At 61.7% G+C, this 13,503-nt stretch carries 12 protein-coding genes; 10 read left to right on the top strand and 2 right to left on the bottom strand.

Features of this window, described 5'->3' with window-relative positions; all coding sequences use genetic code 11:
• Positions 1-13 precede the first annotated feature (13 nt).
• From cyoB to ABMA32_RS12240, 5 genes are all read left to right on the top strand, one after another.
• Positions 14-2,023 (top strand): cytochrome o ubiquinol oxidase subunit I, encoded by a 2,010-nt coding sequence (gene cyoB, locus ABMA32_RS12260; RefSeq protein WP_349014041.1) that lies wholly within the window; start codon positions 14-16, stop codon positions 2,021-2,023.
• Entirely contained in the window at positions 2,020-2,649 is a 630-nt protein-coding gene (cyoC, locus tag ABMA32_RS12255; RefSeq protein ID WP_349014040.1) for a cytochrome o ubiquinol oxidase subunit III, read from the top strand. Before cyoB ends, cyoC begins: the two co-directional genes overlap by 4 nt.
• The gene (cyoD, locus tag ABMA32_RS12250; RefSeq protein ID WP_349014039.1) at positions 2,646-3,029 is read left to right on the top strand and encodes a cytochrome o ubiquinol oxidase subunit IV; all 384 of its coding nucleotides are present in this window, start codon (positions 2,646-2,648) and stop codon (positions 3,027-3,029) included. The genes cyoC and cyoD overlap by 4 nt, the downstream gene beginning before the upstream one ends.
• A 15-nt stretch (positions 3,030-3,044) precedes the next feature.
• Positions 3,045-3,785, top strand: a complete 741-nt coding sequence (locus ABMA32_RS12245; protein WP_349014038.1) for an SURF1 family protein — start codon at positions 3,045-3,047, stop codon at positions 3,783-3,785.
• 66 nt (positions 3,786-3,851) lie between these two features.
• Positions 3,852-5,132 carry an AGE family epimerase/isomerase gene (locus ABMA32_RS12240; RefSeq protein WP_349014037.1) on the top strand — a complete coding sequence of 427 codons (1,281 nt, stop codon included), beginning with the start codon at positions 3,852-3,854 and terminating at the stop codon, positions 5,130-5,132.
• Here ABMA32_RS12240 and ABMA32_RS12235 read toward each other — a convergent pair whose 3' ends face one another.
• Both ABMA32_RS12235 and ABMA32_RS12230 read right to left on the bottom strand, forming a co-directional pair.
• On the bottom strand, positions 5,133-6,914 hold the full coding sequence (locus ABMA32_RS12235) for an NAD(P)-binding domain-containing protein (RefSeq protein ID WP_349014036.1): 1,782 nt from the start codon (positions 6,912-6,914) through the stop codon (positions 5,133-5,135). It abuts the gene before it with no gap.
• A gap of 43 nt (positions 6,915-6,957) precedes the next feature.
• Positions 6,958-7,917: a MurR/RpiR family transcriptional regulator gene (locus tag ABMA32_RS12230; protein WP_349014035.1), complete on the bottom strand. Its 960-nt coding sequence runs from the start codon at positions 7,915-7,917 to the stop codon at positions 6,958-6,960.
• A gap of 236 nt (positions 7,918-8,153) precedes the next feature.
• Between ABMA32_RS12230 and ABMA32_RS12225 the strand changes: the two genes are divergently transcribed.
• The 5 genes from ABMA32_RS12225 to ABMA32_RS12205 all read left to right on the top strand — a co-directional run bounded on the left by ABMA32_RS12225 (position 8,154) and on the right by ABMA32_RS12205 (position 13,499).
• Complete coding sequence (locus tag ABMA32_RS12225; protein ID WP_349014034.1) at positions 8,154-8,978, top strand: ABC transporter ATP-binding protein; 825 nt, start codon at positions 8,154-8,156, stop codon at positions 8,976-8,978.
• A 5-nt stretch (positions 8,979-8,983) separates the two neighbouring features.
• Positions 8,984-9,829, top strand: a complete 846-nt coding sequence (locus tag ABMA32_RS12220; protein ID WP_349014033.1) for an ABC transporter permease — start codon at positions 8,984-8,986, stop codon at positions 9,827-9,829.
• A 72-nt stretch (positions 9,830-9,901) separates the two neighbouring features.
• Entirely contained in the window at positions 9,902-11,047 is a 1,146-nt protein-coding gene (locus ABMA32_RS12215) for an ABC transporter substrate-binding protein (protein ID WP_349014032.1), read from the top strand.
• Between the two features lie 72 nt (positions 11,048-11,119).
• Entirely contained in the window at positions 11,120-12,205 is a 1,086-nt protein-coding gene (locus ABMA32_RS12210; protein WP_349014031.1) for a Gfo/Idh/MocA family protein, read from the top strand.
• 79 nt (positions 12,206-12,284) lie between these two features.
• Complete coding sequence (locus tag ABMA32_RS12205) at positions 12,285-13,499, top strand: amidohydrolase/deacetylase family metallohydrolase (protein ID WP_349014030.1); 1,215 nt, start codon at positions 12,285-12,287, stop codon at positions 13,497-13,499.
• The last annotated feature ends 4 nt before the right edge of the window (positions 13,500-13,503 follow it).

Below are 13,503 nucleotides of genomic sequence, written 5' to 3'. Positions count from 1 at the left end.
ACCTGTCCGGATCATGCCCGATTCCTCCTTCTCCCAGATCGTTTTCGGCCGGCTCACGCTGGAGTCATTCCCTATCCACGAACCGATCCTCGTCGTGACGTTCATCGTCGTCGCGCTGCTTGGCATAGCGCTTCTCGGTGCGATCACATGGTTCCGCTGGTGGGGTTATCTCTGGCACGAATGGTTCACCAGCGTCGATCACAAGCGAATCGGCGTCATGTACATGGTGCTCGGCATCATCATGCTGCTGCGCGGTTTTGCCGACGCGATCATGATGCGCCTGCAGCAGGCCATCGCCTTCAATGGTTCCGAAGGCTATCTGCCGTCCCACCATTTCGACCAGATATTCACCGCGCACGGCGTCATCATGATCTTCTTCGTCGCCATGCCGCTGGTGACGGGGCTGATGAACTTTGTGGTGCCGCTGCAGATCGGCGCGCGCGACGTTGCGTTCCCGTTCCTCAACAATTTCAGCTTCTGGATGACGACCGCCGGCGCTCTCCTGATCATGGCGTCCCTGTTCATCGGAGAGTTCGCCAAGACGGGCTGGCTCGCCTATCCGCCTCTTTCCGGCATCGACTACAGTCCGGATGTCGGCGTCGATTACTGGATATGGGGGCTGCAGATAGCCGGCGTCGGCACGACGCTCTCGGGCATCAACCTGATCGCCACCATTGTGAAGATGCGCGCGCCCGGCATGGCGATGATGAAGATGCCCGTCTTCACCTGGACCGCGCTCTGCACGAACGTGCTGATCGTGGCCGCCTTCCCGGTGCTGACCGCGGTTCTCGTGCTGTTGTCGCTCGACCGCTATCTTGGCATGAACTTCTTCACCAGCGGGTTCGGTGGCAACCCGATGATGTATGTCAACCTGATCTGGATCTGGGGCCACCCGGAGGTCTATATCCTGATCCTGCCGGCCTTCGGCATCTATTCGGAGATCACCGCGACGTTCTCCGGCAAGCGCCTGTTCGGCTACACGTCGATGGTCTACGCAACCATTGTCATCACGATCCTGTCCTATCTCGTCTGGCTCCACCACTTCTTCACGATGGGATCGGGTGCGAGCGTCAATTCCTTCTTCGGCATAACGACGATGATCATCTCGATCCCGACGGGCGCCAAGCTGTTCAACTGGCTTTTCACGATGTACCGGGGACGCATTCGCTTCGAGGAGCCGATGATGTGGACGGTCGCTTTCATGCTGACCTTCGTCATTGGTGGCATGACCGGCGTGATGCTCGCGGTGCCGCCTGCCGATTTCGTGCTGCACAACAGCCTGTTCCTCGTCGCCCACTTCCACAACGTCATTATCGGCGGTGTCGTGTTCGGCATGTTCGCCGGCATCAGCTACTGGTTCCCCAAGGCGTTCGGCTTCAGGCTCGACCCGTTCTGGGGCAAGGTGTCGTTCTGGTTCTGGGTGGGCGGCTTCTACGTCGCCTTCATGCCGCTCTACCTGCTTGGCCTGATGGGCGTCACGCGGCGACTGCGCCAGTTCGATGATCCGTCGCTGCAGATATGGTTCGTCATCGCCGGTTTCGGCGTGTTCCTCATCGCGATCGGGATCGCGGCCTTCCTCATCCAGATCTATGTCAGCATCCGCGATCGCAAGAAGCTCGCCGATCTCACGGGCGATCCGTGGAACGGGCGTACGCTCGAATGGGCGACGTCCTCGCCGCCGCCGGCCTATAACTTCGCTTTCACGCCCGTGGTGCGCGATAATGATGCGTGGTGGGACATGAAGCAGAATGGCTACAAGCGCCCGCTTGAAGGGTTTCGGCCGATCGTCATGCCCAAGAATACGGGCGCTGGCGTCATCCTCGCCGGTTTTAGCCTCGTGCTCGGTTTCGCGCTCGTCTGGCACATCTGGTGGCTGGCGGCCGCGAGCTTTGTCGCGGTGCTGATCACCGCCATCGGCCATACCTTCAACTACAACCGCATCGCGGATTTCCCTGTCGCGGAAATCGAGCGCACCGAGGCCGAGCGCACCAGGATTCTCGCCGGCGCGGGAGTCGCGTCATGAGAGGTGCCGCTGCGCAGCAGGTAGCCGAGGAGCCGGTCTTTTACTTGAAGGACGAGCATGCGCATGCCGAGGGCGGCAGCACCTCGCTCGGCTTCTGGATCTACCTGATGAGCGACTGCCTCATCTTCGCGATGCTGTTTGCCGCCTATGGCGTGCTCGGCCGCAACTACGCCGCCGGACCGTCGCCGCAGGATCTGTTCGACCTGCCACTCGTGGCGGTCAACACGTCCATGCTCCTCATCTCCTCTCTCACCAATGGCTTTGCCATGCTGGCCATGGAGAAGGGACAGGTGAAGCTCACGCAGATCTGGCTGGCGATCACCATCCTGTTCGGTATCGCCTTTGTCTCGATCGAGCTTTACGAATTCAGCCACATGATCGCAGAGGGTGCGACGCCACAACGCAGCGCCTTCCTGTCTTCCTTCTTCACGCTGGTCGGTACGCATGGTCTGCATGTGACATTCGGCATGATCTGGATGGCGACCTTGATCGCGCAGATCGCCAGGCACGGGCTGATCGTCGCCAACAGGCGCCGCATGATGTGCCTCTCCATGTTCTGGCACTTCCTCGACATCATCTGGATCGGCGTCTTCACCTTCGTCTACCTCATGGGAATGCTGCGATGAGCCACGCTGACGCTGACCATCACGCGCCGTCGCACCACGAAGGCGAAGGCCATCCCGAAGGCACGCTCAAGGGCTATGTCACCGGCTTCGTGCTGGCCGCCATCCTGACGATCATCCCGTTCTGGCTGGTCATGGGCGATGTGTTCGACAACAAGAACGTGACCGCGCTCGTCATCATGGCGTTCGCGGTCGTTCAGATCGTCGTCCACATGGTGTTCTTCCTGCACATGAACCCGCGTTCGGAGGGCGGCTGGACGCTTCTGGCGCTGGCGTTCACGATCATCATCCTGGTGATCACGCTCGCCGGTTCGCTATGGGTCATGTATCACCTGAATACCAATCTCATGCCGGCCGGGCACGAGATGAGCCAGCCCTTCTAGCGGGCAGCCGCAGGCGTGACCGGGGACGAACGCAGTTCAACCCGAATCGGTTGGGCGAAGCGCATATTCCTCGGCGTCTTGGTCATCGCGGGGATCGCGCTGTTCGTGTCGCTGGGCATCTGGCAGCTCCACCGGCTGGCATGGAAGCTTGACCTCATCCGCATTGTCGACGAGCGGCTTGCCGCCGAACCTGTCGACGCGCCGGGTCCGTCATCCTGGCCTGAACTCAGCGCGGCGAACGATGCCTACCGACGGGTCCGCATCAGCGGCCATTTCACCGACGCGCCGCCGGCTTTCGTCCAGGCAGTCACGCAGCTTGGGCCGGGTTTCTGGGTGGTCGAGCCTTTCCAGACGGACCGGGGGTTCGTCGTCCTGATCAATCGCGGCTTCGTCACCAAGGTGGAGGCCGAGCACCTGCCTGTTGCCCCGTCGGACGACCTGGCCGTGACAGGGCTGCTGCGCATTACCGAGCCGGGCGGCGCGTTCCTGCGCAGCAACGATCCTGTCGGCGATCGCTGGTATTCGCGCGATGTGGCGGCGATTGCAAAGGCCCGTGGGCTTGAGGGGGCGGCGCCTTATTTTGTCGACGCGGACGCCTCTGCGACTTCCGCCGAGCCGCCCGTTGGAGGCTTGACCGTCGTCAATTTTCGCAACCATCATCTTGTCTATGCGCTGACCTGGTTCGGACTGGCGGTGATGCTCGCCGGGTGGACGATCTACCTGCTAAGGTTTCGGCGCGAAGCCGACCGAAAATAGGCTTGCCCGCCAAATCCGCGCGTGCTTGTCCTGATCGCCGCAGCATTCTGAGTTTCGGGAGGATCAATGACCGGTTTTGAGAACGAGCTTCGCTGGGTAGGCGGCGACGGTCCCCGTTTCGTCGCGCGCCCGGCGCATCGCCGCTGGCTTCTGGGGCAGGCAACGGATCTGTTCGATTTCTTCCAGTTCACGGCGTTCAATCCGGCAGGCGGCTTCTTCACGCTCGACAGCGCCGGCCGGCCCTTTCCGCCGGAAGGCGGGTCCGGCGTCGTGCGGCAGGTCCACGACACAACGCGCATGGTGCATTGTTTCGCAATCGCGCATCTGCTTGGCCTGCCGGGGTCCGACCGCGTGATCGATCACGGCATGGAGTTCCTCTGGAAGCGCCACCGCGACCCGAAACAAGGCGGCTATTTCTGGGGCGTCGACGACGCGAAGGCCACGGATCCGACCAAGCAGGCTTATGGCCACGCCTTCGTCCTGCTCGCGGCGTCTTCCGCGAAAGTCGTCGGCCATCCGGACGCGGATCGCCTGCTGGCCGACGTAGCGGGCGTCCTCCACAACCGTTTCTGGGATGCCTCGGCTGGTGCGACGACGGAAGAATACGCGGCGGACTGGTCGCCGCTCGGCGCATATCGAGGCCAGAACTCGAACATGCATCTGACGGAGGCGGTGATGGCTGCCTTCGAGGCCACAGGCGACCGGACATGGCTCGCGATGGGCGAAAGCATCGCGTCCCTGATCATAGGCCGCCACGCACGCGAACAGGGTTGGCGTGTCGCCGAGCATTTTACCCCGGACTGGGAAGTCGATCGGAACTATGAGGGCGACCCGACCTTCCGTCCCGCCGGCACGACGCCGGGCCATGCGCTCGAATGGAGCCGTCTGCTTGTCCAGCTCTGGGAACTTGGTGACCGGAAGCACGACTGGCTTATCGATGCTGCCCGCCAGCTGTTCCTGAAGACCGCCGAAATCGGCTGGGACCAAAAGACAGGCGGGTTCTACTACACGCTGGACTGGCAGGACCGGCCCGCCCGCTCGGATCGCTTCTGGTGGCCGTGCGCGGAGGGCATCGGCGCTGCTGCCGTTCTGGGCGCAGTCGATACGGACCCGCGCTTCGAGCTATGGTATCGCCGGATCTGGGACTTCGTCACCAACCACATCATCGACCGGGAGAATGGCGGCTGGTTCCCGGAACTCGGTTCCGACCTCAAGCCGGTCAGCCATGTCTTCCGGGGCAAGCCCGATCTGTATCACGCGCTGCAGGCCTGCCTGATACCCCTGTTGCCGCCAGACGGCAGCATCACGCGCGGATTGCTGAAGGGGCTGCCCGCGGCGGATGCGTAGTCAGACCAGCGGCGTCGAATAGACGGGCGTCGGAATTCCCTCCATGCGCGCCTTGATCTGCATGGCCACGAATTTTGAAAAGAAGCGCTGCAGCGCAAGATTGCCGCCCTGGAACCAAAGGTTTTCCTGCGCAACCGGCTTGTACATGTTGCGCAGTTCGCCATGCCAGGGGCCGGGATCGTGACGTGTGCCTGAGCCGAGCCCCCAGCAGGTGCCGATGGCATCTGCCACCTCGCGCGACACGATCCCCGCTACGACCTCGTGCATGGACTGGAAGCCGGTCGACTGGATAATCGCGTCTGCTTCGATTTCGGAGCCGTCGGCGAAGCGTATGCCGGTGGCTGTGAGCTTCTCGATCTCGACGCCTGACTTGACCTTGATCTCGCCGTCGATGATGAGCTGCGAGCCGCCGACATCGACGTAGTAACCCGAACCGGTTCGATAGGCCTTCATCATCAGGCCGGTTTCGTCGGGACCGAAATCGAGCAGGAAGCCGGTCGCAGCGAGCTTGCTGTAGAAGTCCGCGTCGCGGGCGCGAATCCGGTCATAGAGCGCCTTCTGCTTGGCAGGCTGGAGAGCGAAGGGCGTTGCCGCCGCGATCATGTCGGCCTTGTCCACGTCGATGCCGTCTGCGACCGCCTGTTCGGAATAGATGTCGAAGGCCATGTCCATCAGCGTTTCGGAGCGCACCACGGTGGTCGCCGAGCGCTGCACCATGGTGACGTCGGCGTCCGCCTCCCATAGATCGACGCAGACATCGTGCGCCGAACTCGCACCGCCGATGACGACAACCTTCTTGCCTTTGTACCTTGCTCCGTCGAAGTACCGGCTGGAATGGATGATCTCGCCCCTGAAGTCGGCCGAGCCCGGAAGATCAATCATCCTGGGCGGGCCATAGGCGCCGGTGGCGAACACCAGTTGCGCCGGCCGCAGGACAATCTCCTTGCCGTCACGCCGGAGCGTTACCGTCCAGCGTTTCTCGGTGTCGTCGAACTTCGCGGAAACGCATTCGGTGCCGCCCCAATAGGTCAGTTCCATGACCTTGACGTACATCTCCAGCCAATCACCCATCTTGTCCTTGGGCGTGAAGACCGGCCAGTTTGCTGGGAAGGGAAGGTAGGGGAGGTGATCGTACCAGACCGGGTCGTGCAGCACGAGCGACCGGTAACGGTTGCGCCAGGAGTCGCCGGCCTTTGCGTTCTTCTCGACGATCACGGTCGGAACGCCAAGCTGCCTTAGGCGTGCGCCGAGCATGATCCCGCCCTGTCCGCCGCCAATGATGAGACAGTAGGGGTCGGTGCCGTTGGCAAAGCCGGCTTCTTCTTCCGCCCGCCGTTCGGTCCAGGTCTTGCGGGTGCGGTCGGCGCCATGGCGCACGCCCATCTGGCGGGTGAAGCCGATCTGTTCTTCGTGTCCGTCAAGTGATTGGAGGGTTGTGAGGATCGTGCGGCACTTGCCGGCTTCAAGCCTGAATATGCCTGTTCCGGTTCCCGTCTTTGTCGAGAATGTGAACCACGCCTCGATGGGCTCCGTCCCCGACCCGGATGCTGACGTCACTGCCCAGCCAGAAGGCTTCGTCCCGGCAAGCGTCGCTTCCAGCATCGCACGGATGGCAGCCTTGCCCTCCATGGTTTTGATGTTCCAGGTGAAGGCGAGGAAGTCGCGCCAGTAGCAGTCGTCGGCGAACAGCTCCAGCGTTCCTTCCAGATCCCCTTTCGCCAGCCTTTCGCTGAATGCCGCCAGCCAGAGCGAGGCTTTGGCGGAAGGTGAAGTTTCGTGCATGCAAGTTTACTCCGGTAAGCGGGGACACTGCCCCGAACAGAAATCAATCGCCAAGCGGCTCCAGAACCTTGCCCTTGCGGTGGTTCAGGACAGTGTACTTGATGCGCCTCAGCGTTTCGCGGGAATCCGGGTCGAGCCTGTAGCCAACGGCGGTTGACACGAGGTCGATGATCGCGAGGAACGCGTAGCGCGATGCCGTTGGTTTTAGGGGATCGGGAAACTCGGGGACGTCGACCGTCAGCGCTATGTCTGCTTCGGCCGCAAGGTCGGAGTCCGGCGCGGTGATCGCGATCGTCTTGGCCCGATAGTGTTTGGCGAGAGTCACCGATTCGACGACCTCGCGGGTGCGCCCCGTGCTCGAGATCGCGATCACGACGTCGTTGGGCTTCAGTGTCGAGGCTGTCATTTTCATGACGTAGGGGTCGGAGTAGGCCGAAACGACCACTCCATAGCGAAAGAGCCGGTTCTGCGTTTCCTGGGCCAGCGCTGTGGAACTGCCGCCAAGGCCAAAAACCACGACCTGATGCGCGCTCGCAATCAGTTCGCCGCAACGTACGATGTCTGCGGGTTCCACGCTTCGCTCGACAAGGCTGAGCGCCTTTCGCGCCTCGCCGAACACGACGTTCCACAAAGGCGAACCGTCTTCGCTTGGTTCCGGGGGGGGCAGGGGCGACAGATACAGTCTGCCGACGACCACGCTCTGCGCCAGTTTCAGCTTGAAATCACGAACGCCGTCGCAGCCTATGGCGCGGCAGAACCGGGTGACCGTGGGTTCGCTTACATCGGCGCGCCGGGCGATCTCCGCGTTCGAGGCATCCACCGAAAAGGTCACGTCGGCGAGAACCACATCCGCGACGCGGCGCTCGGCAGGCCGCAACTCCCCGTAGGAATCCCTGATCTGCGAAAGGATGTCGGGGATATGCTGTGAATAGGACTCGTTCTTGTCCTCGGCGCGTTGGCGATCAGCTTTCCCAGCAGTTTGATCGAGCACACTGTCGGTCATGGCTTGTCTCACCTGCTCCCTCAAAGATGCAGACTCCGAACTTTCAGGAGAGAATGTAGGAAACTTACATGCAAAACAAGCGAAGAAACGGCTGAAAAGAGGGATTTTTCAAAATTATCTGGTTTGCTGATCTGTAAGCTTGACTCCATAAGTCGGATAGTTACACACTTAAGGAAATCGCAACAGTCCGCTTCAACGAGGCTGTAAACGACGTCGATCAGGGGACGGCGAGTGGAATGACAGGCGGCAATTCAGGCCATCCAAAGCTGCGGGTGAAAGGTGCGACCAAGGTTTACCAAACCCGGTCGGGCGACCTGCTAGCGATCGACCGCTGCTCGCTGGATATCCAGGAGCGCGAGATCGTTTCGATCGTCGGCCCGTCCGGCAGCGGCAAGACCACGCTGCTGTGGTGCATGTCCGGCCTGCATCACTTGACGGCTGGTGAAGTTTTGCTCGACGGCAAGCCGGTGGACGGACCTACCAGCCAGATCGGCATGGTCTTTCAAGAGGCCAACCTTCTGCCGTGGCGCGATCTGGAATCGAACATCAATTTCCCGTTCGAGATCATGGGGACGAAGCCCGATCGCGTCTGGGTCGACGAGTTGTTGAACCGTGTCGGGCTTGAAGGCTTTGGCGGCAAGTTCCCGCGCGAGCTTTCAGGCGGCATGCAGCAGCGCGCGGCGCTTGTGCGTGCGCTGTCCTACAAGCCTTCCGTTCTTCTGATGGACGAGCCGTTCGGCGCGCTCGATGCGTTTACGCGCGAAGAGATGAACAGGCTGGTCGAGGAGATCTGGCTCGACAGGCCGACGACCATTGTCCTGATTACCCACTCGATAGAAGAGGCGATCTTCCTGTCGGATCGCATTGTCGTGATGAGCCCGAGGCCGGGCAGGGTCGCGAGCATCCACAAGGTGGATTTCCCTCGTCCGCGCTCGATCGAGATCATGTCGACCAAGGAAGTGTTTGACCTCACCAACACGATCAAGATGGAAATCATAAGCATGCAGCAGCGCGGCCCGGCCAAACCTCGGGCCGAAGCGATCCAGCCTGCTGCGGAGTAAGCGAAGTGAGCGAGACCGACGCAATTCCAGAGTTCAAGGCCGGTCACACCGCTGGCGGCGATGTCGGACTGAACAACATGTCGGCCCTTACGTCGGGGCCGGGCATCAAGTCGTTCGGCGAGGTTCTGGCCATTATTATCGTCGCCGTCATCATCATCGGCGGCACGGAGCTGTTGCTGCACATCTTCGAGGTGCCGCAATACGTGCTGCCGAAGCCAAGCCAGATCGCGGTAGCGCTGGTTACCGAGTTTCCGCTCATCGCGCCACATCTTGGGCACACGCTGGTCGAGCTGCTCGCGGGCTTTGCGATTGGCGCGACGGTCGGGCTCGTTCTGGCCGCCGTCATCACGCAGTTTCCCTTCGTGGAGAAGATTGTCACTCCTTACATCCTCCTGCTGGTGACGACGCCGATGCTGGCGCTCGTGCCGCTCCTCATCCTGCGCTTCGGATTCGGCTACGAGCCGCGCATCATCGCCGTCGCGCTGGCCTCCGGTCCGATGGTGATGATCAATGCCGCGACCGGCTTTCGTCGTGTCGATGCGGGCAAGATTGCGCTTGCCCGTTCCTACGGCGCCTCGACCTTCCAGATATTCTGGAAAGTGCGCGCGCCGATGGCGCTGCCGATGATCTTCGTCGGCCTGATGGTCGGCTCCATCTTCGGCCTGCTGACAGCGGTCGGTGCCGAAATGGTTGGCGGCGGCTTCGGCCTCGGCAACCGCCTGACGTCCTATTCGTCGATGATCCAGATGCCGCAATTCTTCGCGGTGGTCCTGATCCTCTCGATATTGGGCATTCTCATCTACGTGCTCTTCTTCCTGCTGGGGAAGAAGTTCGCGAGCTGGGAGGCCTGAACCAGACCTGCTGCCGGGAGGAATGGCATCAGGAACAGACCAAAGAAACGAACATCATAAGGGGTAGCTGAAATGATGAATCGCCGTATCTTCCTGCAGGTTTCCGCCGCCGGCGTCGTGACTGCCACGACGCTCGGCCGTACTCGCCCGGCAAGCGCCGAGGCCTATTCGAAATTCACCTGGATCTCGCCGCGCGGCACGCTCGAAGTGCTCGACGACTATCCCTTCTGGATCGGCAAGAAGATGGGATATTTCTCCAAGGACGAGTTGGGCATCGACGTCGACATGCAGCCCGGTCCGTCTGACGGCACCGCGACCGTCAAGTTCGTCGATGTCGGCCAGGCCGACATGGGCTTCCCGTCACCCGGCGTGTTCTCGTTCGCGCTTGAGAACGGCATGAAGCTCAAGTCGGCCTTCCACATGGGCGCCAAGGACACGTTTAGCCTCGCCTTCCGCAAGGGAGAGGGCACGAACGACCTGAAGACGCTGGAAGGCAAGACCATCCTTCTCGGTTCTGCCGCTTGGCAGTCGATCGTCGATCCGATGCTCGGCGTTCAGGGCGTCGACATTACCAAGGTGAAATATGTGGAGGCCGGCTGGCCGACATGGGCAACTGCACTGAAGGCAGGGCAGGGCGATGCCGCGCTGTCGTGGGAAGGCCTGCGCGCCGAATGGATCGGTAGCGGTCTCGACTTCGAATACTGGCTCGGCGTGCAGCGTTCGCCGCTCTTCGCGAACACCTTCGTCGTGCGTGCTGCCGATCTGGACGATCCGGACAAGAAGGCCTTCCTCGACAAATATCTGCGTGGATGGGCCATGGGTCTCGAGTTTGGCTACCAGAACCCGCGCGCTGCCGTGGAAGCCGTGTTCGAGCAGTTCCCGACACTTGCTACGAACATCGGTCCGGAGCTGGGCGTCACCTCGATCCTGCAGCAGATCGCCGTGTTCCGTGGCGACATGGACAAGCGTGCTGGCTGGGGCGACCACAACATGGCCCAGTGGCAGACCTTCTTCGACGAAATCTACAAGCTCAAGCAGGTCTCGAACCCGATCAAGGCCGAGGACGTCTGCTCCAACGCCTGCATCGCGGCTGCCAACGACTTCGACCATGCCAAGGTCAAGGCCGACGCCGACGGCTACAAGCTCAGCGACGCCTTCGCCGCGATCGACGTCGAGAAGGTCAAAGCACACCTCTACGATCAGGCCGTTCCGGGCTGATCCAGCCTAAAGCAAAGTCAATGCGGGCGGCGACAAGCCGCCCGCAACCGGTGAACATCAGGGGAGGGCCGGATGGCCGACAAAGTCAGAGTTCTTGTCGTTGGGCTGGGCAACATGGGTGCCTCTCACGCCAGCGCCTATCATCGCAATCCGGGCTTCGAGATCGTCGGGCTGGTGAGCCGGACGATCAAGTCGAAGAAGCTTCCCGACGAACTGGCAGGTTATCCGCTTTTCGAAAATTACGACGAGGCGCTGGCCGCGACAAAGCCCGACGCCGTGTCCATCAATACATGGCCGAACACGCACGCCGAATACGCCATGAAGGCGCTGAACGCCGATGCGCATGTCTTCATGGAAAAGCCGCTGGCCACCAATATCGAGGATGCCGAGGCGGTTGTGAAGCTCGCCCGCGAGAGGAACAAGAAGCTCGTGCTCGGCTATATCCTGCGGGTGCATCCGAGCTGGGTGAAGTTCATCGAGCTGGGCAAGACGCTGGGCAAGCCTCTGGTCATGCGCCTCAACCTCAACCAGCAAAGCAACGGCCCGGCATGGTCCTGGCACAAGAACCTGATCGACAGTCTCATCCCGATCGTCGATTGCGGTGTGCACTACGTCGATGTGATGTGCCAGTTGACTGACGCCAAGCCGGTGCGCGTCCACGGCATTGGCGCGAAGCTTTGGGAGGATGCCGCCAAGCAAAATTACGGTCATCTCCACGTGACCTTCGATGACGGGTCGGTCGGCTGGTACGAGGCCGGCTGGGGCCCGATGATGAGCGAGGAAGCCTTCTTCGTGAAGGACGTGGTCGGCCCCAAGGGTGCTGTGTCCATCGTTCCCGGCCACTCGGAGGGCAAGGACCAGCTGGCAGACGTTTCTGACTCCGCCGACATCGACCGCCATACCAAGACCGACGCGATCCGCTACCACCACGCGGAAGTCGGGCCGGACAAGAACTTCGTCAAGAAGGACGAGATGTTCAACATGACGGACGAGCCCGGCCACCAGGAACTCTGCGATCGCGAGCAGGCCTTCTTCCTGAAAGCCATTAGGGAAGACCTCGACCTGACCGAGTCCATGGATGCGGCGGTGAACAGCCTGCGCATCGTGCTCGCCGCGGAGCAGTCGATTAACGAGAAGCGCGTCGTCGAACTGGCCTGAGCCTAGTCAGCATCCCATCGACCAGCGGAGCGGGCTTTCGGCCCGCCCGATGCCGGCCGAAACAACCGGAGAAAAATCGATGAGCGAATCGGCAGCCGAGCAAGACTACGATCTTGTGCTCGCGGGTGGCCGTGTCCTCGATGAGCGCAACGGCGTCGATGGCGTCTTGGACGTTGCGGTGAAGCATGGTCGGATCGCCGCCGTGGGGCAGAACCTCGCGGCGCGAGGCAGACGCGTCGAGAATGTCAGCGGCGCCATCGTCACTCCCGGCCTGATCGACATCCACACGCACGTCTATCACAAGGCGACGTCGCTCAGCGTCGATCCGGGCTTCATCGCGCGGCGTTCGGCTACCACAACCATGGTTGATGCAGGAAGCGCCGGCGCCGGAAACTACGATGGCTTCCGCGACTACGTTATGACGCATTCGCCCTATCGCATCTTCGCGTTCCTCAACATCTCGTTCCCGGGCATCTTCGGCTTTGACAAAGGTGTGTCGATCGGCGAGGCAACTCTGCGTCACATGCTGCCGGTCGACCGCTGCGTCGCCAAGATCGAGGCGAACCGGGATCGTATCATCGGCGTGAAGGTGCGTATCGGCGGGCCTGTCACCGGCGAACTCGGCCTCGGTGCGCTTGAGCTTGCGCTGGAAGCCGCCAACGCCGTCGGCCTGCCGCTGATGACGCATATCGGGACCGCGCCGCCGAGCTACGCCGATGTCGTCTCGATGCTGCGCCCCGGCGACATCCTGACCCACTGCTTCCGTCCCGCGCCGAACTGCGCTCTTGGAGACGACGGTAGGGTTCTTCCTGAGGTACGGGCTGCGCGCGAACGTGGCGTTCTTTTCGATATTGCACACGGCATGGGCGCGTTCGGCTACGAAACTACGGAAGGTGCGTTGAACGATGGCTTCAAGCCCGACCTGATCTCGTCCGACGTGCATGTCATCGCGGTCGAAGGTCCCGGCTACGACCTGCTGCATACGATGAGCAAGCTTTTGAATTGCGGCCTGTCGCTACCCGAGGTGGTCGGCATGTCAACGAGCCGCCCGGCGCTGGCAATCCGCAAGCCGGAGCTCGGCCATCTCGGTGTCGGCGCGCCAGCCGACATAACTGTCCTGCGGCAGGTCGACAGCGACTATGTATTCGAGGATGTGGTCGGCACCAAAAGGCCGGGGAACACGCTGTTGCAGCCGGTTTCCGTCTATCTCGGCGGCAAACCGATGGAAGTCGCACGCCGGCCCTTCGAAGAGCCGTTCATTCTGGGCGGCTCCTGCTGCGGTCACCATTCTTGAGGGG

Origin of the sequence: Mesorhizobium quangtriensis (assembly GCF_040081925.1) — a bacterium.
GTDB classification, from domain to species: Bacteria; Pseudomonadota; Alphaproteobacteria; order Rhizobiales; family Rhizobiaceae; genus Mesorhizobium_K; species Mesorhizobium_K quangtriensis.
This window is presented reverse-complemented; position numbering and strand designations above follow the sequence as displayed.

Bases quoted from the DNA above. Each gene is read 5' to 3' on its own strand.
- cyoB (WP_349014041.1), top strand. From the start codon at position 14: ATGCCCGATTCCTCCTTCTCCCAGATCGTTTTCGGCCGGCTCACGCTG.
- cyoC (WP_349014040.1), top strand. From the start codon at position 2,020: ATGAGAGGTGCCGCTGCGCAGCAGGTAGCCGAGGAGCCGGTCTTTTAC.
- cyoD (WP_349014039.1), top strand. From the start codon at position 2,646: ATGAGCCACGCTGACGCTGACCATCACGCGCCGTCGCACCACGAAGGC.
- ABMA32_RS12240 (WP_349014037.1), top strand. From the start codon at position 3,852: ATGACCGGTTTTGAGAACGAGCTTCGCTGGGTAGGCGGCGACGGTCCC.
- ABMA32_RS12235 (WP_349014036.1), bottom strand. From the start codon at position 6,914: ATGCACGAAACTTCACCTTCCGCCAAAGCCTCGCTCTGGCTGGCGGCA.
- ABMA32_RS12230 (WP_349014035.1), bottom strand. From the start codon at position 7,917: ATGACCGACAGTGTGCTCGATCAAACTGCTGGGAAAGCTGATCGCCAA.
- ABMA32_RS12225 (WP_349014034.1), top strand. From the start codon at position 8,154: ATGACAGGCGGCAATTCAGGCCATCCAAAGCTGCGGGTGAAAGGTGCG.
- ABMA32_RS12215 (WP_349014032.1), top strand. From the start codon at position 9,902: ATGATGAATCGCCGTATCTTCCTGCAGGTTTCCGCCGCCGGCGTCGTG.
- ABMA32_RS12210 (WP_349014031.1), top strand. From the start codon at position 11,120: ATGGCCGACAAAGTCAGAGTTCTTGTCGTTGGGCTGGGCAACATGGGT.
- ABMA32_RS12205 (WP_349014030.1), top strand. From the start codon at position 12,285: ATGAGCGAATCGGCAGCCGAGCAAGACTACGATCTTGTGCTCGCGGGT.